Annotated in this window: 18 protein-coding genes; 4 read left to right on the top strand and 14 right to left on the bottom strand. The window is 63.5% G+C overall.

Features of this window, described 5'->3' with window-relative positions; genetic code table 11:
- The first annotated feature begins 6 nt into the window (after positions 1-6).
- Both ACTU46_RS10100 and ACTU46_RS10095 read left to right on the top strand, forming a co-directional pair.
- Complete coding sequence (locus ACTU46_RS10100) at positions 7-1,494, top strand: sensor histidine kinase (protein WP_443381488.1); 1,488 nt, start codon at positions 7-9, stop codon at positions 1,492-1,494.
- 9 nt (positions 1,495-1,503) lie between these two features.
- Positions 1,504-2,178 (top strand): response regulator transcription factor, encoded by a 675-nt coding sequence (locus tag ACTU46_RS10095; RefSeq protein WP_443381486.1) that lies wholly within the window; start codon positions 1,504-1,506, stop codon positions 2,176-2,178.
- A 39-nt stretch (positions 2,179-2,217) separates the two neighbouring features.
- On the opposite strand, the gene ACTU46_RS10090 is transcribed toward ACTU46_RS10095, so the two are convergent.
- From ACTU46_RS10090 to ACTU46_RS10070, 5 genes are read right to left on the bottom strand one after another with little or no spacing between them, the layout of a single operon-like run.
- Positions 2,218-3,072, bottom strand: coding sequence for an alkaline phosphatase family protein (locus ACTU46_RS10090; protein WP_443381485.1), 855 nt, complete (start codon positions 3,070-3,072; stop codon positions 2,218-2,220).
- The gene (locus tag ACTU46_RS10085; RefSeq protein WP_443381483.1) at positions 3,073-4,203 is read right to left on the bottom strand and encodes an ABC transporter ATP-binding protein; all 1,131 of its coding nucleotides are present in this window, start codon (positions 4,201-4,203) and stop codon (positions 3,073-3,075) included.
- A gap of 11 nt (positions 4,204-4,214) precedes the next feature.
- Positions 4,215-5,057: an ABC transporter permease gene (locus ACTU46_RS10080; protein WP_443381481.1), complete on the bottom strand. Its 843-nt coding sequence runs from the start codon at positions 5,055-5,057 to the stop codon at positions 4,215-4,217.
- Positions 5,042-5,974, bottom strand: coding sequence for an ABC transporter permease (locus ACTU46_RS10075; RefSeq protein ID WP_443381480.1), 933 nt, complete (start codon positions 5,972-5,974; stop codon positions 5,042-5,044). Before ACTU46_RS10075 ends, ACTU46_RS10080 begins: the two co-directional genes overlap by 16 nt.
- 3 nt (positions 5,975-5,977) lie before the next feature.
- A complete protein-coding gene (locus ACTU46_RS10070; RefSeq protein ID WP_443381478.1) occupies positions 5,978-7,114 on the bottom strand; it encodes an ABC transporter substrate-binding protein in 1,137 nt (378 codons plus the stop codon).
- A gap of 228 nt (positions 7,115-7,342) precedes the next feature.
- Here ACTU46_RS10070 and ACTU46_RS10065 point away from each other — a divergent pair, with 228 nt between their 5' ends.
- Positions 7,343-8,020, top strand: coding sequence for an HAD family hydrolase (locus ACTU46_RS10065; protein ID WP_443381476.1), 678 nt, complete (start codon positions 7,343-7,345; stop codon positions 8,018-8,020).
- A 55-nt stretch (positions 8,021-8,075) separates the two neighbouring features.
- Here the strand turns inward: ACTU46_RS10065 and ACTU46_RS10060 are convergent, their stop codons facing one another.
- The 9 genes from ACTU46_RS10060 to ACTU46_RS10020 all read right to left on the bottom strand — a co-directional run bounded on the left by ACTU46_RS10060 (position 8,076) and on the right by ACTU46_RS10020 (position 19,459).
- Positions 8,076-8,843 (bottom strand): GntR family transcriptional regulator, encoded by a 768-nt coding sequence (locus tag ACTU46_RS10060; RefSeq protein ID WP_443381474.1) that lies wholly within the window; start codon positions 8,841-8,843, stop codon positions 8,076-8,078.
- A gap of 90 nt (positions 8,844-8,933) precedes the next feature.
- On the bottom strand, positions 8,934-10,472 hold the full coding sequence (crtI, locus tag ACTU46_RS10055) for a phytoene desaturase family protein (RefSeq protein ID WP_443381473.1): 1,539 nt from the start codon (positions 10,470-10,472) through the stop codon (positions 8,934-8,936).
- Positions 10,469-11,260, bottom strand: a complete 792-nt coding sequence (locus tag ACTU46_RS10050; protein WP_443381533.1) for a phytoene/squalene synthase family protein — start codon at positions 11,258-11,260, stop codon at positions 10,469-10,471. Before ACTU46_RS10050 ends, crtI begins: the two co-directional genes overlap by 4 nt.
- Before the next feature lie 41 nt (positions 11,261-11,301).
- On the bottom strand, positions 11,302-12,546 hold the full coding sequence (locus ACTU46_RS10045) for a CMD domain protein (RefSeq protein ID WP_443381471.1): 1,245 nt from the start codon (positions 12,544-12,546) through the stop codon (positions 11,302-11,304).
- 582 nt (positions 12,547-13,128) lie between these two features.
- Entirely contained in the window at positions 13,129-14,376 is a 1,248-nt protein-coding gene (locus ACTU46_RS10040; protein ID WP_443381469.1) for an alkylhydroperoxidase domain protein, read from the bottom strand.
- Between the two features lie 21 nt (positions 14,377-14,397).
- Positions 14,398-16,038 (bottom strand): dipeptide ABC transporter ATP-binding protein, encoded by a 1,641-nt coding sequence (locus ACTU46_RS10035; RefSeq protein ID WP_443381467.1) that lies wholly within the window; start codon positions 16,036-16,038, stop codon positions 14,398-14,400.
- Positions 16,039-16,917, bottom strand: coding sequence for an ABC transporter permease (locus tag ACTU46_RS10030; protein ID WP_443381465.1), 879 nt, complete (start codon positions 16,915-16,917; stop codon positions 16,039-16,041).
- On the bottom strand, positions 16,914-17,855 hold the full coding sequence (locus tag ACTU46_RS10025; protein WP_443381464.1) for an ABC transporter permease: 942 nt from the start codon (positions 17,853-17,855) through the stop codon (positions 16,914-16,916). Before ACTU46_RS10025 ends, ACTU46_RS10030 begins: the two co-directional genes overlap by 4 nt.
- A complete protein-coding gene (locus tag ACTU46_RS10020) occupies positions 17,852-19,459 on the bottom strand; it encodes a TIGR04028 family ABC transporter substrate-binding protein (RefSeq protein ID WP_443381531.1) in 1,608 nt (535 codons plus the stop codon). The genes ACTU46_RS10025 and ACTU46_RS10020 overlap by 4 nt, the downstream gene beginning before the upstream one ends.
- 193 nt (positions 19,460-19,652) lie before the next feature.
- Here ACTU46_RS10020 and ACTU46_RS10015 point away from each other — a divergent pair, with 193 nt between their 5' ends.
- Positions 19,653-21,611, top strand: a complete 1,959-nt coding sequence (locus ACTU46_RS10015) for an FAD/NAD(P)-binding protein (RefSeq protein WP_443381462.1) — start codon at positions 19,653-19,655, stop codon at positions 21,609-21,611.
- Positions 21,612-21,676: the final 65 nt, after the last annotated feature.

Raw genomic sequence — 21,676 nt, 5'->3', positions numbered from 1 at the left:
TCACCTATGCCGGACGTTAGCCGCATCCCGAAGCTGGATGCGGCCCGTTCGCTTCGTTGGCGCATCATCTTCTGGATCACCTGCGTGGTGTTGGTCGCCCTGAGCAGCGTCATCGTGATCACCCGCTCAGTCCTCCAGTCCCAGGTCACCGATTCCGCCAATGAAGCGGTGGAGCAGGAGATCGAGGAGTTCAGTCAGTTCGCCGCCGATGGTACCGATCCGCTGACCGCCGCTCCCTTTGCCACCCCGCAACGACTCATCGAGGTCTACCTCTCCCGGCAGATCCCGGATGAGGATGAGGTCTTCCTCGGTGCCGTCGAGGGACAATTGATCCAGCCGGACCTCAGCCAACTCAGCTCGAGATTCCGCGGACCACTGTCCTTCGACTCCGCGCTGGCGAGGGAGATCCTCGAATCCCCCACCCCCTCCGGTATTTTCCATGATTCCGAGGACGGAACGGTGCGCTGGGGAAGGATCGAGTTTCAGTCACCCAATGAAAACGGAGAAGCCTACTTCGCCATTGCGGTCTACACCGATCCAGCCCGGGCCTTCGTCGACCGGGAGGTGGTCACCATCTCCTTCATCGGGCTGGGTGGGGTCGCCGCCGCCTTCCTCATCGCCTGGCTGATCGCAGGCCAGATCATCGCCCCGATCCGGAACCTGCGCGAGGTAGCTTCCACCATCAACAACAGTGACCTCGGCCAGCGGGTACCGGTCGAGGGCAGTGACGAGATCGCCCAGTTGGCCGCCACCTTCAACAGCATGCTCGACCGCCTGGAAACGGCCTACCGCGATCAACGACAGTTCGTCGATGATGCCGGCCATGAACTCCGCACCCCGATCACGGTGGTCCGGGGGCAGCTGGAACTGCTGGAATCCTCCACCCCGGAGGAACGTACCCGTTCCATCCAGCTGTCCACCGCCGAGCTGGACCGCATGGCCAGGATGGTCAATGACATGCTCACGCTGGTGGTCGCCGACTCGGCGGACTTCGTTAAACCCGCCCCCGTTGATGTCGCCGAACTCACCCTCGATATCGAGGAGAAAGCGAACACCATGACCCAGCGTGCCCAGGTGGTCGCGGTCGCTGAGGGTGAAGTGGCACTCGATGAACAGCGGGTCACCGAAGCCATCCTCGAGCTGTACCACAACGCCCTGAAATACGTGGGTGATGATTCCGATATTGACCTGGGCAGTGAATTCCAGGGAAGCGGCGAGGATCGGGTCTTCCGGATCTGGGTCCGCGACCGTGGTCCCGGCGTCCCGGCGGACATGCAGGACGCTCTCTTCGGGCGTTTCCACCGCGGTGCCCCCACTGATCAACCGAGACCCTCCGGCGCTGGCCTGGGACTGTCGATCGTCAAGGCCATCGCTGAGGCACACAAGGGGCGCGCCTTCCTCAACTCCACCGTCGGGTTGGGTTCCATCTTCGGCCTGGAACTGCCTGCCCCGGAACCCACCGCTGATGAGCAACCCTCCACCGGAGAAGGATAATATCTGAGCATGAGTCGGATTCTGATTGCCGAGGATGACCGCGGCATCGCGGATTTTATCCAACGAGGCCTAAAAGCCGCCGGTTATGCCTGCGATGTGGTCGATAACGGTGCCGCTGCCTTTCACCTGGCCGGCAATGGCGACTTTGACCTGCTGGTGCTCGACCTGGGGCTCCCCCGGATGGACGGCATGGATGTCCTCGATGCGCTGCGCGCCACCGATGTGTCCATCCCGGTGATCGTCCTGACCGCCCGGACCTCCATTGATGACCGCATCCGGTCCCTGGAGGGCGGGGCCAATGACTACATGCCCAAGCCCTTTCAATTCGCCGAGCTGCTCGCCCGCATCCGACTGCGGTTGGCGGACAAGGCGAATCAGGAAGGCGTGGGCCAGGACACCACCTACCGGATGAGCCACGGGGACATGATCCTGGATCTTCGAACCCAGCGGGTCCAGATCGGCGACACATGGCTCGACCTCTCCCGTCGGGAGATGGGACTGCTGGAAACCCTGATGCGGCACCCCGGTCAGGTGCTCTCCCGCCCCCAGCTGCTCTCCATGGTGTGGGGCATGGACTTTGACCCGGGTTCCAATGTCGTCGATGTCTACATCCGGACGCTGCGCAAGAAGATCGGTGCGGAGAAGGTCGAAACAGTGCGTGGCGCCGGCTACCGGCTGAGATAATCCAGCGGTACCCGGTGCCACGCGCCCTGCGGTGATGACCTAACGCTCTGCGAGCATCAGCCCGGCCAGCGCATGGGGTTCAATCTCGGCGGGCCACTCCGGAAGAGTGCCATTCGGGGTCCACGAGATGACCCAGGATTCTTTCTCCCGATCGCTGTCTCCGCCGTGACCACCTTCGTCGCGGTGGCCGTGATCGGTGGTGATCACCACCAGCCAATCCTCGCCGTGGGTCTCCGCGCGCTGCTGAATCGCGGCCAGAATCCGTTCCACATGGGCATCCACCCGGCGGATCGCCTCGCGGTAGTGCTCCCCCTGGAGCCCGTACACATGTCCGGCGTCATCGATGTCGCAGAAGTAGATGAACCCGGCGTCGAATCCCCGCTGCGCGATGGCGGCGCAGGAGATGTCCGCGATCTCGGCGTCGATACGCTGGTAGCCGTGGGTCTCCCCGTCCCGGACGATGACATTGTGCAGCCCGGCGAACTGCTGATCCTGGCGCGGGTGGATGATCGGACCGAGCCCGTTCGGATCAACCAGGACCGGCCAGCCCGCTGCCGCGAAGGTGCGGGTGTCCTGGTCCCGGAAGAAGGCCTGGGAGAGGAAGTCCGGGTAGCTCCAGAGACGCTTGCCCACCATGGAGTTGTCCCGCACACCGTGTTGGGAGTGGGTGGTGCCGGTCAGGATCGAGGACCATCCAGGTCCGGAGATCGTCGGCGCCTCCATCGTCATCCGGTGCAGGCTCCCCTCGCGGGCGGCGGCTGCCAGCCGGGTGCCCACGCCCTCCTCGGCGAGCACGTCCCAGCGGACCCCGTCGACGCCGAGCAGGAGCAGGTGGCGGGAGTTGGTGGAGCCCTGCGGCTCGACCAGGGACTCGGCCCGGTGAATCGAATTCATCTAGTTGACCTCACTGTGGTTGCGGTTCGGGTTCAGGCTGGCACGCTGGGCCAGGCCCCGGGCCATGGCCTTTTCTTCCTTGCTGGCTTCGTCGACGACGGTGTCCTCGCGCATGATGTGCAGCCGGACGCCCATGCCGGGTTCCAGCAGGTCAGCACTCCGGGAGGACATGTCGATGCGCAGCGGGGTGACCAAGATATCGTCCTGGACCATTACGGAGGTGAAGATGCCGCGCAGCATCTTGTCCATGACCTTGAAGCTGGAGCTGTCATCACGCCCAGCCTGGATCTGTTCCGGGCGAACCAGCGCGGTGGCGATATCGTCTTTGGCGGACCGGTCACCGGTGTTAACGATGCTCAGTTCGCCGTCCAGCACGTGGATTCGACCATTACGGATGAGGCCGGGGACGCGGTTGCAGATTCCGACGAACTGCGAGATGAAGGGAGTCTGCGGATGGTTATAGAGATCCTTCGGTGTGCCGATCTGCTCAATCTGACCGGCACGCATGACTCCGACACGGTCCGCCATGGTGATGGCTTCCTCTTGGTCATGGGTAACCAGGAGGGTGGCGATACCTGCGGAGAGCTGGATGCGGCGGATCTCATCGCGGAGCTGGCTACGGACCTTGGCATCGAGTGCGGAGAGCGGCTCATCGAGCAGCAGCACCTCTGGCTCGATGGCCAGCGCGCGAGCCAGGGCGACGCGCTGCTGCTGTCCACCGGACATCTGGTTGGGGAACTTGTCCATGTGCTCGGTCAGTCCGACCAGCTCCAGCAATTCCTCGGCGCGCTTGATGCGGGCGGCAGTCTTGACCTTACGGATCTTCATGCCATAGGCAACATTGTCCTTGGCGCTGAGATGCGGGAACAGCGAGTACGCCTGGAAGACGATGCCCATATTGCGTTCACGGGTCGGCATGGCAGAGATGTCCTTGCCACCGATGGTCACGGAACCGGAGTTGGCCAGTTCCAGGCCGGCGAGGATGCGCAGCGAGGTGGACTTGCCACAGCCGGAAGGCCCCAGCAGGGCTACCATCTCGGCTTCGCCGAGGGTCAGGTTGAGATTGTCGAGGACAGTCTTGGAACCGTAGCTCTTGACGATGTCTCTGAGGACTACATGAGGTTGACTCATCTGTTTCTCCTTTAGTTCTTCTGCGGCTTCGCGGTGGACTGGGAACGCGATGCGGCGGAGATGCCCACCAGCAGCAGCCAGGTGATGATCAGGGTGATAAAGGACAGTGCTGCGATACCACGCGGATAGCTGCCGCCGATTTCGACGAGGAAGACCGGGAAGGTGTAGTGCAGCAACAGCGAGGCCATGGCGAATTCTCCCAGGCACATCGAGATGGACAGCAGCGCGGCTGAGAGCATGGCCACCCGCAGGTTCGGCAGGATGACCTTGGCCAGAGTGCTAAAGGTACTCGCGCCCAGGGAGGAGCTGGCGGCGAACATGGTATGCAGATCCAGGGATTTCACGCCGGCGTCAATGGCTCGGTAGCACAGCGGCATTGCGAGGATGACATAAAGCGGAACCAGTGACCACATGCTGTTGAGGAAGGCCGGGGCCACTGCCCGGTAGAATTCCGATACACCGGAGACCAGTGCCACCGCCGGGATCACCAGCGGGAGCACCGAGAGGACCTCGGCAAACTTAGCCAGCTGCGGAGCCTTCATGTTCAAGAAGATGTTCGTGGGAACCAGCAGCACCAGCATCAGTACGGTCGAGGCCACGGTCAGCAACAAGGTGTTCCTGATGGCGGGGATCGCCTGCGGATCGGACAGCGACTCGACCAGCGGGCCAAAAGTGAAGCCCTCACCAGGCCGGGTGAAACCGAAGGACGCGGCTGCGATCCACGGCACCAGGAAGAAGATCAAGGAGACAACCAACACCAGGTTGGCGCTCATCGTGGAATTACCGCCAGCCCGCTGCTTCCTGGTGGGGGCGGCCACCGCGGTGGGGGTGTCCTGTACTAGTTGTTGAGCCATTGGTCACTCTTCCTTGTCAGCAGGAACCGGATACCCATGGCGACGAGGATGATGATCATCATCCAGGTCACCAGGGCGGCGGCCATCCCCGGGTTAAGCAACACATTGCCGCTGATGAAGAAGCCGATCAGGATGGGCACCAGGTTCAGGGAGCCACCGGCCAGCGCGTAGGCGGTGGCGTAGGCGGCGAAGGCGTTGGCGAACAGCAGCAGCAGTGAGCCCAGAATCGAGGGCCACAGCACCGGCAGGGCGACATCGCGCAGGTACTGCCACCGGCTGGCACCCAGTGAAGAGGCTGCCTCAAACCAGGACTTCTTGACTCCACCGATGGCAGGCAGCATCAGGATCGCCATGAGCGGGACCTGGAAGTAAAGGTAAACGATGGTCACACCGGTGAAACTGGTGATGGAGAATTCGCTCATCGAACCGGGGAAGAAGAACTCGATCATGCCGGTGATCAATCCCTGGGTTCCCAGGGCGGCGACGAAGGCGAAGGCCAGCTGAACACCGCCGGACTGAGAAGCCAGCGCCGAGAAACTACTGACGAGACCTTTGAGCCAGCCCGGTCGATCTGCGGTCACCAACGCCCAAGAGAGAATGAGACCGAAAGCGCCGCCGACGACGGCCGTGATGACCGAGAGCAAAGCGGTGTCGACGAAGGCGGAACGGTAATCCGGTCCGATCGCGGTCACCATCGTCTCAACGGTGAAGCTGCCATCCGGGGCCTGGAAGGCGACGATGGTGTTGGTGATGATCGGGATGATGAGGAAGGCTGCCACGAAGGCGAAGAACGGCAGCGCCCCAAGCAGCGATCCGGTATCGATGTTTTTCAGATTGAAACGGGTGAATCTTCCTGCTGATTTCTCAGGCCCGTCCCCGGTCCCACCGGGGAGCTGTTTTTCCAGTGCGGTGGCCATTACTTAGCCGACCTTCTGTGCCCATGTGGTGGCGATGGTGTTGTTGGCGGCCTCGCCCTGCTCCAGGGTCGGGAACTCAACCTGGGCGACGATCTCCGCGTCAGGCAGTGCCGCCAGCGCTGCCTCGGAAAGCTTGCCGGCCTCGGCGAGCTCGGTGAAGCGGGCCGGGATGGCACCGCCGAGGGCGTACTGCTCAGAGCCTTCATCAGAGGTCAGCCAATCCACCCACAGGCGCGCAGCGTTCGGGTTCGGGGAGCCGATGGTGACCGGCTGGGCGTAATGGTTACCGAAGACGCCGTCCTCGAGCACGAAGTAGTCGAAGTCCACGCCATCGGTCTCGAGCTGATCGCGACGACCGAGCCAGTTGTAGTTCCAGTCGAAGATCACGGCGGCCTGGCCGGTGGCCAGGGCGCTGGAAGCATCACTGACGGTCACCAGGTTGCCACTCTCCTTCAGCTGAGCGAAGAACTCAATGCCCGGCTCAATGTCATCGAGCGAGCCGCCGTTGGCCAGGGAAGCAGCGAAGACGGTGGCGATGGCAGAGGCACCCTGACGCGGGTCGCCCGGCAGGGCAATCTTGCCCTTGTACTTCGGGTCGAGCAGGTCGGCGAACTTGGTCGGTACCTCGGCGTTAGCCAGATCCACACCAATTGAGATGACACCGTAGTAGGCACCGACCCAGTTGCCTTCTGGATCCTTGAGCTGATCCGGGATGGCATCGAAGTTGGAGGGCTTATAAGGCTCGAGCAGGCCCTGATCCATGGCCGGCTGGGTGAAGGAATAGCCGATATCAAGAACATCAGGCTGGGAAGGCTGACCCTTGAGATTCGCGACTGCCTGCAGTTCCTCAGCCGAAGAGGCATCCGGGGAATCAACGGTGACCTCAACGCCGTACTTCTTGGTGAACTCGGCGAAGTGCCCGGCGTAGTTGGCCCAGGTCTCCGGGTAGGCGATCAGCTGAACTTTGCCTTCTTCCTTGGCCATCGTGGCGATCTCATCGAGACTGCTGCCGATTGCCTCAGCAGCAGTCGGACCGGCGGAGGTGCTTCCGCAGGCCACCAGGATGGGTCCGGCGGCGACCACACCGGCACCGAGACCGATGATGCGGAGCAGGGAGCGACGGGAGATGTTCGTGTTCATGGCAGACAAGGTGAGGTCCTTCCAAAGACGGTTGTCAGCACGTACCCGGGGTCATATCCCGGAAGTATCGGTAGCTGGTGCTTGCACAGCATGACACTGACAATTGACTGAAACATCACCAAGAAGTGAACTTGAGAAGAAAGATGGACTAGACCAAAAAACAAAGAACTGATCCAAATAGTTTTCTGGTTAAACTCAGCGGTCACACCCTCCGATGAAAGGTTCCCGATGTCCACTCCCAGCAGCGCCCTCCGAGGATTCATCGATCGCTCCCAAGCCATTATCTTCGACTTCAATGGCACCCTCAGCGATGATGAAACCGAACTCGAACAGGCCTATGGTGAAGCGCTGCTTGACATGGGACTTCCGGCGCTGACCGCCCCGGAGTATGCCGCCCAGCTCGGCAAAAGTGAACCCGATATCGCCGCTGCGCTGACCCAGGCTCGTACCGGTTCCACCACCCGGGCAACGGAACTCCTGGACCTGGTCTCCACCCGCTATATCGCCATCTGTGCCGAGTCGCCGCGGGTATCTGAGCGATCAGTGGAACTGGTCCATCACCTGGTGGACCAGGGCAAGCAGGTCGCCATCGTCACCGGAACCCTCTCCCATCTCATCCGACCGGTACTTGAACAACGGGATATCCTGCGTCGACTCAGCACCCTGATCACCATTGAGGACGTCAGCCGGGGTAAGCCCGATCCGGAGGGTTTTCTCACCGCCGCGGACCGAATCGGGATGAGCGACCATTCCAGGATCCTGGTCTTTGAGGATTCCCGGGCTGGCGTGGCGGCCGCCACCGCCGCTGGCATGCCCTCGGTGGGCATCGGCCTGAGCAGTGGCGCAGCGCTCGCCTTCGCCACCATGGACGAGGCGGCGCAGATCATCCTCGGAAGCGATCACTGAGCACTTCGGGTTGAGCACTCAGACCAGGAACCCTCCGAAGAAGAGCCCACCAGAACTAGCCCATCCCACGGTCTGGTCGGGCTCCGCCTGGTCGTTCCTCGGTGTAGACCTCGATCCGCGCGACGTCGGTACGCAGCACGTCCTCGGAGTACTCGATGAAGCGGCCAGTCGCCGCCTGCGCCTTCCGCGTCAGGCGGAGCAGGGGCAACTGCCGGGCGATCCGCAGCAGCTCCTGTTCCCAGGCTGAGGCCACCCCAGGTTCGACGGTCTCCCATTTACGCACCGGCGCCAGCCCCCACCGGGTCCCCAGTAACTCATACATGGACCCTTCCAGATCACACTCCAACATGCCGGGGACCAGATCAGCCGGGAAATAGGAGTGCTCGATCAGCAAGGGAGTGGCGTCCACCGAACGAAACCGCTGGATATAGAACACCGGCTGTCCGACCCCGATCTCCAGTGCCTGGGCCACCTTGGCGGGTGCCTGGCGAAGCTCAGCCGCCAGAACCTCCGAGGCAACCGTGAGATGGCGCTCCCGCAGCTGCGGCATGAATCCCTCGATCCGGGTCATCTCGACCCGAGGGGGAACTCCCCGGATGAAGGTCCCGCCGGTCCGGCCCCGCCGCCGCTCCACCAGCCCTTCCAACTGCAGCAGATCCAGGGCATGGCGGATGGTCATCCGTGCCACCCCGAATTCCGCGACCAGATCACGTTCAGTGGGAAGCTTGTCCCCGGCTTTCAGCTCATCCTCACTGATGCGGGAACGCAGGGTATCGGCGATGGCGACATAGACGGGTTGTTTCCGGGAGGATTGGAAGGACACACCCAGATGGTACGAACCACATACCCCTGCGACCTAACGGAGCACGATGTCAGCAGCCGGCAGCCGCCGACGGAAACGGGCCTCCTTCGCCTAAAGCTTCCGGAGAATACCCCGTTTCTGGTCCCGCAGGAGGCTGCGCCGGACATTGTCCGCGGAGATCAGGCACATGGGGACCCCGACCCCGGGCAGTGTGGTGGAGCCCGCGTAGTACAGCCCGCTCACCTTGGCGGAGGTATTCGATCCCCGGAAGAAGGCGGACTGGCGCAGCGTGTGAGCCAAGCCCAGTGCCCCACCAGACCAGGCATGATAGCGCTCGGCGAAGTCGCCGGGCCCCAGCGTGCGCCGCACCAGGATGCGCTCGTTCAGGTCCGGGATTCCGGCCTGCTCCGCCAGTCGCGCAATCGCCTGCTCGGCGATGCCCGCCACCACCCCGGAGGCCTGCTCCGTGCCGTAGGCGGTGCCCCGCCCGATCTCCGGGTCGGCGGGCACCGGCACCAGGATGAAGAGATTTTCCTGCCCCTCGGGTGCCACCCCGGGGTCGCTCGCTGAGGGTTTGGAGACATAGATCGAATGCGAGGCACCATGCTCCCGCAGCGCTGAGCCACGACCATAGACCGCCGCGAAGTCGGGGTCCCAGTCTTCAGAGAGCAGCAAGGTGTGATGCGCCAGCTGCGGCAGCTCCCCCTGGACACCGAGCAGCACCAGGACGGCACCCAGCCCGGGGTCGCGGCGTCGCCACGTTCTTTCCGGACGGCTGCGCCAACGGCGCGGCAGCAGCGTGGTTTCGGTGTGGTGCAGGTCAGCGCCGCTAACCACCGCATCGGCGCGCCAGACCTTGCCGGGGGTGTGCACGCCGACGGCGCGGCCATCCTCCACCAGGATCTCGGACACCGGTGTGTTGAAGTGGAAAACCACCCCGGCTTCGACCGCCAGCCGGTGAAGGGAGGACACCACCGCGTTGAAACCACCCTGCGGGTAGCGCACACCCTGTACTAGATCGGTGTGGCTCATCAGGTGATAGAGCGAGGGAATGGCCTTCGGCTCCGAGGAGAGAAAGACCGCCGGATAGCTCAGTGTCTGACGGATCTGCGGGTCTTCAAAGTCACGGTTGACCTTGCGTTCCAGGGGTTCCAGCAACAGCCGCAGCAGTTCGCCCACCCGAGCGATGACCTTCGGATGCAGGAAAGGGGCCGGGGTGTCAAAGGTGGTGTAGAGGAAACGTTCCAGAGCCAGGGTGTAGGTCTCACCGGCGCTGCGCAGATGAGCGCGGAGCTTTTCCCCGGCCCCGGGTTCGATCCCCTCGAAGAGTTCGATGGTCGCCGAAGCGGTGGCCGGAATATCAAGGGGCGCACGCTCGCCGGTGTACACCCGGTAGCCGGGGTCGAGGTCCACCAGGTCCAGTTCAGCGGCGGTGGTGGTGCCCATCTGCCGATAGAAGTGGTCGAAGGCATCGGGCATGAGGTACCAACTGGGGCCGGTATCGAAACGAAAACCCTCGAACTCCAGCGAATCCGCGCGGCCGCCGGGACCATCGAGGGCCTCCACCACCTGTACCTCATGGCCTGCCTTCGCCAGCAGGCCGGCGGTGGCCAGCCCCGCGAAACCCGCCCCGATAACCAGAACCTTCATCCCCGGACCACCATTCTCGCGACAATGCGCGCTTTATGCAGATCAGAAACCCTCACCCGACCGGCCTCGATCTGGGAGATCGACGCAGCGTCCAGGCGGTCCACCAGTTCCCCGAAGAGTTCCGCCGCCACCGACACCCCGAGCCGCGCCGAGCGAGGCAGTCGAGGGATGACTTTCCACGCAGCCCTCAGATCAGCCCGGACCCCGGCAATCAGTTCCTTCTTCGCCGCCTCGTCCACCTCCCCGAGGTAGCTGCGCCCCAGGCTGTGTTCATCAACCCTGATATCTCGCAGGAAGTTGACCTTCTGGAAGGCCGCCCCCAGGGATCTGGCCCCATGCTCGAGTTCCGCGTCGCCGGGTTCCCCTTCGAGGAAGATCCGCAGGCACAGCAGACCGATAACCTCCGCGGAGCCGTAGATATAGCGTTCGAGTTCCGCACTGGAATAAAAGCGTGGGGTGATGTCCTGACGCATGGACCAGAAAAAGGCCCGGATGTGCTCATCCTCGAAACGGCAGCGGCGGGCGGTGCCGGCATAGGCGTGGAGCACCGGGTCGGTGTGGAAACGCTGGCCAGGCGCGGCCAGTACGGCCTGCTCATACTCCCCGAGAAGCTTCTCGACGTCCGACCCGGCCTGTGCTGCGGCACCATCGACGATCTCGTCGGCGATGCGGACCATGGCGTAGAGATTACGGACCTCGGTGCGGGTTCGGCGATCCAGCAGCCGCACCGCCAGCGAGAAGCTGGTGGAGTAGGTCCCTATCACCGTGCCGGTGGCACGTTCCGACATCGCATCGAAACGCCCCAGAAAGTCATTCACGACCCATGATTCTAGCGGATGGCCCGGGAGGCCTGGGGCTCGCCCAAGGAGAGCATCAACCGGTTCGCCCAGTTGAAGTAGGCGGCGCAGTTGATCACATCCAAGATCGCGACCTCATCCAGGCCAGCCCCGCGTAAGCGTGCCACCTGAACCGAGCCGAACTGCATCGGGGTGCGGGTGAGGGCAGCCGCGGCAGCGGTGATGGCATTCCACCGCTCATCCCCCAGATCCGCAGTGACACCTTCGGCCAGGAGACGCGCCATCTCCGCGGACCGGCCGGATTCCGCAATGGCGATGCCGGCGTGCATGGACACACAGACGACGCAGCCATTGACCCGGGAGGCCACCGTGGCAGCCAACTCGCGCTCACCGCGGCTGATACCGCCATCAGGGTTGGTGAAGAGGTCATCCTGGGCCCGGATATAAGCCCCGACCGCCTGCGGAGACCTCGCCATCACCCGGAAATAATGCAGCCCGGCGCGCTCCGGACCCAAGGCCGCGAGTTGCTCCGCCGCCAGCTCACGCTTCTTCACTGGAGTGACCCAGGGCCGCCAACCGAGGAGGTGGGAGACATAGTGCTCCGGCCCGATCACCCCGGGGTAGGTGGTGATCTCAAAGCCTTGATCGCTGAAGTTCCAATCTGCTGACTCACCCGGCGCCCGGACCGACTCCCTCACCGGGTGCTGCTGACCGCCCAGTACCTGCAGGCCATGGATCACCCGCAGCTGATAGGAGAGGAAACCCACCAGCTGTACCAGTGTGACCGCGTCATCCGCGTTCCAGCCGGCGGCGGAGAGGTGCCCGAGTACCTCCGGGCGGGCGTCGCGAGGATGGAAAACCAGCAGGTGCGTCACATCCAGGGCGGCCGCCAGCCGCTCCCCCAGCACTGCGGCATCATGCCTTATCACTCCGCCGGGATCCGCCTCTGCCGCTAACCCGGGTTCCTGGTAGACACCGTAGGGGCCAGCGGAAAGACCATGCTCGACGGCGGCGAGGATCATGTCGCGCCGGGTGCTGGGAGAGGCGTCAAGCATCAGCTCGGCATAGAAGGCGGTGGCGTTGTCCACCTGATGCACCCCGGCGACATAGGTGGCGATGGCGTAGCGCTCGCCATAACTGAAGGTACCCGGGTGAAGAGATCCCAGGAGTGCTTCGAAGGCCAGCTGAGTCTGTCTCATCGCCTCGGCACGGTGCCGCCGCAGCGCCGCAATATCGCTGTCGGGGCCCGGCGTGCCGAGCAGGTTGATGATGTCCACCTTGAGGCTCCTCTTGCTGTCAATGAGTGCTGCTGCGAACTCGTATTCTTGATGAGAATAGCGGGCACCCGGCCGGCGTTGCACTGCACGTTAATAAACGTTCAGCCAACGAGGACTTCGCCGTGCAACAGCATCACGAAGAGGGTGGCCGGCAGTACTGCCGCCATATTCAAGCACCTCTTGGTGATGAATCTATCTCTGTTTGTCTCCAACGGATACCACCCCGCACGCTGCCTTGAAGCTCATGGTCGATCGTTGCCTGGCCAACGGCATTCGCTGCGTTGAGGTGAAGTCCACGGTTGACGGTGCCGGCGTAGAGGTTCGCGGCAGTGAGCGGTATCCGCTCCTGTCGAGGCTTGAGTCAGATTGGTGTGAGGTCATACGTGGCCACCTTGTCTCAAGGGAACCCCAGCCCTAGTCTGCTACTCCGGGGAATGAAGGGTAGGTCTCGAGAATCACGCCAATCATCTCCGCAACGGAACAATCTGGTCGATCCTCGAGACCTAAACGTCAAACCCCAGGTAAAGCCAGGTAGAAATCCAGTCCCTGATATGCCGGTGCCCCGGCCACCGGGGAAAACAACTAGCGGAAACGCTTGGGCAGCTCAGGCTCCCCGAGCACCAGCATCAGCCGGTTGGCCCAGTTGAAGAAGGCGGCGGCATTGATCACATCGATGATCGAGGCCTCGTCGAGATCCAGGGCGCGCAGGCGCTCCACATGGGACTCATCGAAGCGCATCGGGGAATACGTCAGGGCGCTGGCTGCAGCTGCGACCGCATTCCACAGTTCATCACCGAGATCAGCCGACACACCTTCGGCCAGCAGCCGGTCGATGTCGGCATTGCGGCCAGCTTCCTCATTGGCCCGGCCGGCGTGCACCGAGGCGCAGTAGACGCAGCCGTTGAGCCGCGAGGCCACCGCAGCGGCCAGTTCCCGCTCGGCCCGGCCGATGCCGCCCTCGACGTTGTAGAAGATGTCCAGATCGGTCAGGGTGCGGGCCTTCAGGGCCTGCGGGTCCCGGGCCAACAGCCGGAAATAGGGCATATCGGCGCGTTCGGGTTTGATCAGCGAGTCCAGCTGCTCCGCCGTCAGATCGGCCTTGGCCACCGGCGGTACCCAGGGAACCCAGCCCAGGGGGTGGGCGACGAACTCCGAGGGGCCCACCAGCTCCGGGTAGGTGCTGACCTCGAAGCCGCGGTCCGAGAGTTCCCAGTCAGCGGCGGTTCCCTCAGTCCGATCTGAGTCAGCCACCCGCCCGTGGCCGTTGATGGTCTGCAGGCCGTGGATCACGCGGAGCTGGAAGCAGAGGAAACTGACCAACTGGGTGAGGCTGACGGTGTCATCCGCGCTCCACCCGGCGGCGGAGAGCCGACCGAGTACCTCGGGGCGGGAGTCACGCGGGTGAAAGATCATCAGGTGAGCCACATCCAGCGCCGCCGCCAGGCGATCCCCCAGTGCGGCGACATCATGGTGGATGACTCCGCCGGGCTCGGATTCCGTTGCCAGTCCGGCTTCGCGGTAGCTGCCGTAGGGGCCAGCGGAGAGCCCCCGTTCCACCGCGGCGAGGATCGCATCGCGCAAGGTGGCGGGGGCGTCGTCAAGCATCAGCTCAGAGTAGAAGGAGGTCGCATTGCCCACCTGATGCACTCCAGCAACATAGGTGGCGATGGCATAGCGCTCGCCGAAGGAGAAGGTCCCCGGGTTAACCGGCTCCAGCAGTGCCTCGAAGCTGCGCTGGGCATTGGCCAGGGCATCGGGGCGCTGGGCCCGGGTGGTCGCCAGCTCGCTGTCCGGGTTCAGTGCGCTGAGCAGATTGATGATGTCCGCCATGATTCTCCTTGTAGTAGTGGTTTAGAGGCCGAGATTAAGTCCACCGTCACGGTACCGGGATCCCGGGATCGCGTCGATGAGCTCTCGGGTGAATTCCGAGCGGGGGTTGTCGAAGACCTCAGTGGTGGTCCCGAACTCCACCTGCTTGCCGTGGCTCAGCACCGACACGGTGTCCGAGATCTGGCGGACCACGGCCAAGTCATGGGAGATGAACACATAGGTCAGGCCGAGCTCACGCTGGAGTTCATCGAGCAGGCGCAGAATCTGCGCCTGGACGGTGACATCGAGGGCGGAGACCGCCTCATCGAGTACCACCAGCTCCGGTTCCAGGATCAGGGCACGGGCGATGGCCACGCGTTGACGCTGACCGCCGGAAAGCTCAGCGGGGCGTCGGGACGCCATGTCCGCCGATAACGCCACCAACTCCAGATAACGCCCGACCTCCCGGGAGATCTCCGCCCGGGAGCTGGAGCTGAAGTTACGCAGCGGCTCCGCGATGGTCGCACCGATGGACTGCCGCGGATTCAGCGAAGAATAGGGGTTCTGATACACCAGCTGCACCCGGCGCCGCAGCTCCCGGCGCTGCTTCACCCCGAGTCCCACGACATCGGTCTCACCCAGCAGAATCGATCCGGAGGTGGGCTGATTGAAGGCCGCGATGGAACGGCCCAACGTGGTCTTGCCGGAACCGGACTCCCCGACGATGGCGTGAGTGGTCCCCGGGATCACACTAAAGGAGATCGCATCGACGGCGAGGAAATCCCCGAACTTCTGGGACACCTCCCGCACCTGCAGCAGTGGGCTGGCCTCGGCATCGACCGCGGGCCGCTCGAAGTTGACGGCGGTGGCCAGGGAGGGCGCATCCGCCAGCAACTGCCGGGAGTACTCGTGCTGCGGATTGGTCAGCACGGACTGCGCGAAGCCGGACTCCCGGACGGTGCCATGCTGCATGACGACGATATGGTCCGCCCGGTCACCGGCCACCGCCAGGTCATGGGTGATGAACAGGATGCCGATGTCCAATTCCGCCCGCATCTGATCGAGCAGATCCAGAATCACCTTCTGCACCGTCACATCCAGCGCCGAGGTCGGTTCATCGGCGATGATCAGGTCAGGTTCCAGCGCCAGCGCGGCGGCAATCAACGCCCGCTGTTTCATGCCACCGGAAAGCTCATGCGGGTACTGCTCATAACGCTTTTCCGGGTTGTCGATGCCCACCTGATCCAGCAGCTCAATCACCCGCTTCCGACGATCCACCGCAGTGCCACGACGGTGGATGGCCAGGCCCTCCCCCACGGAGTTACCGATGGTCTTGACCGGATTGAGGGAGTTATTCGGGTCCTGCGGGATCAAACCGATGCGGGTGCCGCGGATCTCACGCCACTGCTTCTCCTTGAGCCCCACCAGCGAGGTGCCCTGCAACTCAATCTGGCCGGCATCAACCGCGGCATTGCGGGCAAGCAGCCCGATGACCGCCTGAGCCGTGGTGGACTTACCGGAACCGGACTCACCGACGATCGCGGTGATCTGGCCGGCATGGACCTCAAGGCTGACGCCGTTGACCGCGTTCACCGGGCCCCTCGCGGTGTCATAGGACACCGCAAGATCGGTGACCTTCAGCAGCGGTGTCGGCTGCGGGGAAGCATGCAAGGTAGTGGACATCTAGCCCTCCTTCCGGATGATCTGGCTGAGGTAGTTAGCGGCGAGCACGACCGCGATGATGACCACACCGGGCAGGATGGTCAGCCACCAGGAGGTGGCGATGTAATCGCGGGAGTCAGCGATGAGCAGACCCCACTCCGGGGTGGGCGGCGGCGCACCATAACCGAGGAACCCGAGCGTGGCCAGCTGCAACAGGGCCGAACCAAATTGCAGGGCGGCCAGGGCGAGCACCGGGGTCAGCGAGTTGGGCAGCACATGGCGCAGCAGCACCTGGATCCGGGAACCACCGGAACCATAGGCAGCCTCAACGAAATCACTGGCCGCCACCGAAAGCACCTGGGAACGAGCCAATCGGGCGAAGGTGGCCACCGAGGTGATACCGACCGCGAAGGCGGCATTCATGGTGCCGAAGCCCAGCAAGATGATCACCGTGAGACTCAGCAGCAACGAGGGGATGGACAACAACACATCCACCAGGCGCATCAGCAGGGCATCCAGCCAGCCACGCTGGGTACCGGCGACCACACCGATCAGGGTGCCCAGAACCAGCCCCACCAGCACGGCAACCACCGCGCCGCTGAGCGATTGCCGGGCGCCGTAGACCACCCGGGTATAGAGATCACGACCCACCGAGTCAGTGCCGAACCAGTTCTGGGCGCTGGGTTCCAGCAGCGCACCATAGGTTCCCACGTTCGGGTCCAGCCCGGTGAACAACCGCGGCACCAGCGCTGCGGCCAGCGCGAGCACCAGGATGATGAGCGAGACGATCGCGCCGGGGCGGGTCCAGGGATTGCGGAAGCCACGGCTCTTCGCGGGGGTTGCGGGAACTCCGGGAGTTTCGGGGTCCCGGCCCTTCAGGTTGGGAAGCTGAATGCTCATGCCGTTGCCTTCCTGCGCAGACGGGCATCGAGGACCGGGTAGAGCAGGTCGACGATGAGGTTGATCAGGATATAGGCGGTGGCGGAGATGACCACCACCGCGAGGAGAACCGGGGTATCGCGGTTAGCCACCGCGTCCACCGTCATCGCGCCGATCCCGGCGCGACCGAAGACCGCCTCGGTGACCACTGCCCCACCGACCAGCTCACCGAAGAGCAGGCCTGCCATGGTCAGCGCCGGGAGCATGGCGTTGCGCAGTACATTGCGCCAGAAGATCCAGGCCTCGCTGGCGCCGCGGGCACGCACCGCCTGGATGAAGGGCTGTGTCTTGACCTCGTCGATGCTGCGGATCAGCACCTGGGCTAGCGGAGCGGCGATCGGAATGGCCAGGGTGATGGTCGGCAGGATCAGTCCCTGTCCGATACTCGCCCCGATCACCGGTACCCAACCAAGCTGGAAGGAGACGATCTGGATGGCGATGATGCCGAGCCAGAACAGTGGGAGAGAGACCATCACCGGTGGCAGACCACGGACGAAACCGCGCAGCCATCCGGCGGAATCGAGCGTGGCCAGAATGGCGATCAGCATGGCCAGGACCACGGCCAGAGCAAACGCCAGGACCGCCAGAAGCAGGGTGCCGGGCAGGGCTTCGGCGAGCATGGTCGAGACGGCGGTGCCGGTCTGGACCGAGAAGCCGAAGTTGCCGGCGAGGAACCCGAACAGGGCGGTGAAGTACTGCTGGATCAGGGGCTGATCCGCCCCGATCTCGGCACGGATCGCCTCAATCTCGGCCAGGGACAACCCCAGGTCGGGTGCGGCGTAGCGGGCGATCACGGCATCGGAGGGCAATGCCGAAAGCATGAGGAAGGACAGGGTGTAGGTGATGAAGAGCACCACCACGGCCTGGCCGATTCTGCGCAGGATCATCGAGGAATTCACTGTTGTTCCCTTTCTTCCTGGTCGATCCACACACCGTAGAAGGAGGGGCGGGCGATTGATTCGGGTGCAAAACCCTTGACATAGGGCTGCACCCCATAGACCTGGGGTTCCTCAAACAGCGGCAGGATATAGGCCTGCTCGGTGAGGTAATCCTGAATCTCCCCGGCAATGCGGTCCCGGTCCGCCGGCTTCGGTGCGGAGGCCACCGCTTCCAGCATCGCCTCCAACTCGGGGTCCCCGAGCGAATCAGTGGTGGCGTTGTAGTTCAACAGCTCATTGCGGTTATCGGAGTAGTAGAGCGACTTGATCACGTCATGGTCCGCACGTCCGACCATGGTGTGTCGGATCTGGATCTTCTCCGGGTCCAAGGAGTCAGCGTTCTGGCTGGCGTTATCACCGGGGTTGATGTGGATCTCCACCCCGATCCGGAGCAGATGCTCCTGGACCTTGGTGACAACTTCACGGGAACGGGGCTGCGGTACCGCCTCGTTCACGGTCAGGGAGAGACGTTCGCCATCCTTGACACGGATACCGTCGGTCCCCCGGGTCCAACCGGCGGCGTCGAGCAGCTGCTCAGCGAGTGCCGGATCATAGTCATAGGCATCGCCCTGGTCTTTATATCCCAGCGCGGTATGGGCGACGGCGCTGGTGGCCAACGGGTAGGACTCAGAGAAGAGCACCCGCATGATCTCATCCCGGTCGATCCCGTGGATCAGGGCCTGGCGGACCCGGATATCCTGCAGCTTCGGGTGCTGGAAGCGGAAGAGCAGCTGGTTGTTCATGCCGTTGGTGCCATGCGAGACCACGTTGAGCCCCTGGTTGATCAGGTGGCGTTCCACCGGAGCCTCCACCTGGCGGGCGATGTCCGCCTGCCCGGCGACCAGGCTACCGACGCGGACTGATTCCTCACCGGCGAGCACGAAGTTGATCTCATCGACCCGGGTGCGTCCCTGGTGCTCATGGCTCGGCGGTGCCCAGTCATAGTCTGCACGGGCGCTCAGGGTGAGGTTGGTACCCAGCTTCTCATCGGTGATGACAAAGGGCCCGGAACCGATCACATTGACGGCATTACCCGGGGCGAACTCCTCGTTGGTGAACTCGAGGGTGGCATCGGCGAGGAGCCCGGCGTTGAAGGAACTGGTGGCCTGGGCGAAGCCCGGTGCCGGCGCGCTGAAGTGGAAGCGGACGGTATCTTCATCCACCACCTCACCGCTCTCATAGTTGCTGAGCTGCTCCGAGGAGGTGAGCAGTCGTGTTTGATCGCCCTTGGCGAAGAGGTTGATATTGGCCACGACATTCTCCGGGGTCAACGCGGTGCCGTCGGAGTAGGTGACATCGGTGCGGATATCGAAGGTGTACTCGGTGGCGTCCTCGTTGATCTCCGGCAGCTCCGTGGCAATCCACGGCTGTAGTTCCAGGGTGTCCGGATCCTGATAGAGCAGACGGTCAGTGATGTTGTTGATCACGCCGCCGTTCGGGTAGAAACCCGCCGCCGGTGGGTAGAGGGTGGCGAAGAAGATCGGCTCCAGATACGTCAGGGAGTTCTCGGAGCCTTCTTCAGTGGTACTGGCGCATCCCGCAATCAGGGAGGCACTGGTGAGCAGAGCAACAGTGAAGCCGAATATGCGGCCCCGCCCCGCCCTTGCTTTGGCTCCAAACAAAACGGCAACTCCTCTGATTTTAAGGAAAATAATCAACAGCTAAAAGTATTGTTTGAAACTAACACAGTTCAAACCGCGTGGTTAACTTGAAGCAGACTGCTTAGTCTATCTCACCTGCAAGGTATTGTTTATTGGCATGTCAGGTCAAAACCAGCACTCCCCCGCCCTCGCCATCATCGGCATGGGGCCTCGCGGTATTTCCGTGGTCGAACGGATCGCCGCTGAACTACGCGCCCACCCCCGCGCACCACTCACTCTTCATCTGATCGATGACTCCGAAATCGGCGCCGGCCGGATCTGGGACCCCTCCCAGACCCGCACCCTGTGCATGAACACCCTCGCCGGTGCGGTCACCCTCTTCACTGAACCAGAATCCACGGTCGCGGCCCCGGTGTTCGAGGGGCCGATCCAATATGAATGGATCCGTCTGCTCCGGGGGGAGCGCGAAGGCATCGCCGAGGCCAAGCTGACCACCTTTGACAACTACCCGCCAAACCCGCAGATCACGGTGGACTTCGCTGCGGAGATCGCAGAATCCCGCCCGGAATCACACCCCAGCCGCGCCTTCTACGGCGCCTATCTGCACTGGTGTTTTGAGGTGGCGCTCCGGCGGTTGCCCGCCGAGGTCACCGTCATTGAACACCACACCAGGGTGGTGGGCATCCAGGAAGCAGGCAACCGCGATGTCCTCACGCTTGACGACGCCTCGGAGATCTCCGCCGATGCGACGGTGCTGGCCGTGGGCTGGCTGACCCCCGGCCCCAATAATGAGGAGCGGGAACTGGCTGCGGCCGTCGATAAGCACCCGGAGTTGACCTGGATCCGCCCGGGGAACCCGGTGGAGCAGTCCGTGGACCAGATCCCCGAGGAAGGGACCGTCCTGGTCCGTGGCCTGGGCATGGGCTTTTTCGACCTCATGGCGCTGCTGACCTTCGACCGGGGTGGTCGCTTCATTGAGGATGCTGGCACGCGTTCTGGTCTGCGCTATGAAGCCTCCGGGCGGGAACCGCACCTGGTGGTGTCCTCCTACCGTGGCTACCCCTACCTGCCGAAGTCCGCCTACGGTGGTCTCCCGCCGAAGCCGGAACTGCGGCGCCTGAAGAAGGTGATTTCCTCCCTTCCGACCGGCATGCTCGGCCCCGCCAGCATCGACTTTGATCAACAGGTGTGGCCGGCCATTGTCCGGGACTCCTATGAGGCCTACTACCGCACCTTGCACCACGTGAAACCTCATGCCCTGAATGCCCCGGTCCGGGACCTGATCGATGCGCTCGACCGGGCGACACCCGAGCAGGTCAACGCGGCCGCTGCCCGATTCATCCCGGACCCGGCTAACCGTTTCGACCTCTTCTCCTGGGAACATGCCCTGGCTGGCAAGGTGGCCCCCCGCAGCGAATTCACCGAATACCTCGCCCAGCGCTTGGTCGGCGATATCGCAGATGCCGCGGCCGGAGTGGACTCCCCGCTCAAGGCCGGACTGTGGTCCGTCAGCGCCTCCCGCAAGCCCTCCCAGATTCTGGGGGCGGAAGGTCGCTACACCTTTGAATCCCGACGCAACCGCTTCGCCGCCCTGATGTCGATCGGTCAGATGGCCGGATCTGGCCCGCCGCTGTTCCGAACCCGACAGCTACTGGCTCTGGTGGATGCCGGACTGGTCAGCTTCCTCGGTGCTGAACCGAAACTCCGGGTCGACGGCGTCGCTGGCGAATTCGTGATGAAATCCCCCAACACAGATGAGACCCTCGTCTTCGCCCACACCCTGGTCGACGCCTGGATGCATCAACCCGATATCCGCCGCTCGGCGGACCCGCTGGCGAAAAGCCTCCGCCAAGCTGGCCGGACCCGCCCCTTCCATGACACCACCACCAACCGGGAACGAATCGCCACCGGATCCCCCGAGGTTGATCCGGACACCCGCTTGCTGGTCAGAGCGGACCAACAACCGGACAAGCGACTGCATCTGATCGGCATCCCCACCTATGCGCAGCTGCCGGACACCACCATCTCGCCGATGCCGGGAACCAACCCGCTGCTGCTGCAGGAAACGGATAAGGTCGCCCGGCACGCGCTGGCTGTCGCCTTCGGAGTGGTCTAGGAAAGGCTGGCGGTGGCTGAGGTCTGAAGTGGTGCCCCGAAGTGGGGTCCCCGGTGGTGGCCCGA

Origin of the sequence: Corynebacterium sp. A21, assembly GCF_052266655.1 — a bacterium.
Classification (GTDB): Bacteria; Actinomycetota; Actinomycetes; order Mycobacteriales; family Mycobacteriaceae; genus Corynebacterium.
This window is presented reverse-complemented; position numbering and strand designations above follow the sequence as displayed.

Bases quoted from the DNA above. Each gene is read 5' to 3' on its own strand.
- ACTU46_RS10100 (WP_443381488.1), top strand. From the start codon at position 7: ATGCCGGACGTTAGCCGCATCCCGAAGCTGGATGCGGCCCGTTCGCTT.
- ACTU46_RS10095 (WP_443381486.1), top strand. From the start codon at position 1,504: ATGAGTCGGATTCTGATTGCCGAGGATGACCGCGGCATCGCGGATTTT.
- ACTU46_RS10090 (WP_443381485.1), bottom strand. From the start codon at position 3,072: ATGAATTCGATTCACCGGGCCGAGTCCCTGGTCGAGCCGCAGGGCTCC.
- ACTU46_RS10085 (WP_443381483.1), bottom strand. From the start codon at position 4,203: ATGAGTCAACCTCATGTAGTCCTCAGAGACATCGTCAAGAGCTACGGT.
- ACTU46_RS10080 (WP_443381481.1), bottom strand. From the start codon at position 5,057: ATGGCTCAACAACTAGTACAGGACACCCCCACCGCGGTGGCCGCCCCC.
- ACTU46_RS10075 (WP_443381480.1), bottom strand. From the start codon at position 5,974: ATGGCCACCGCACTGGAAAAACAGCTCCCCGGTGGGACCGGGGACGGG.
- ACTU46_RS10070 (WP_443381478.1), bottom strand. From the start codon at position 7,114: ATGAACACGAACATCTCCCGTCGCTCCCTGCTCCGCATCATCGGTCTC.
- ACTU46_RS10065 (WP_443381476.1), top strand. From the start codon at position 7,343: ATGTCCACTCCCAGCAGCGCCCTCCGAGGATTCATCGATCGCTCCCAA.
- crtI (WP_443381473.1), bottom strand. From the start codon at position 10,472: ATGAAGGTTCTGGTTATCGGGGCGGGTTTCGCGGGGCTGGCCACCGCC.
- ACTU46_RS10050 (WP_443381533.1), bottom strand. From the start codon at position 11,260: ATGTCGGAACGTGCCACCGGCACGGTGATAGGGACCTACTCCACCAGC.
- ACTU46_RS10040 (WP_443381469.1), bottom strand. From the start codon at position 14,376: ATGGCGGACATCATCAATCTGCTCAGCGCACTGAACCCGGACAGCGAG.
- ACTU46_RS10035 (WP_443381467.1), bottom strand. From the start codon at position 16,038: ATGTCCACTACCTTGCATGCTTCCCCGCAGCCGACACCGCTGCTGAAG.
- ACTU46_RS10030 (WP_443381465.1), bottom strand. From the start codon at position 16,917: ATGAGCATTCAGCTTCCCAACCTGAAGGGCCGGGACCCCGAAACTCCC.
- ACTU46_RS10015 (WP_443381462.1), top strand. From the start codon at position 19,653: ATGTCAGGTCAAAACCAGCACTCCCCCGCCCTCGCCATCATCGGCATG.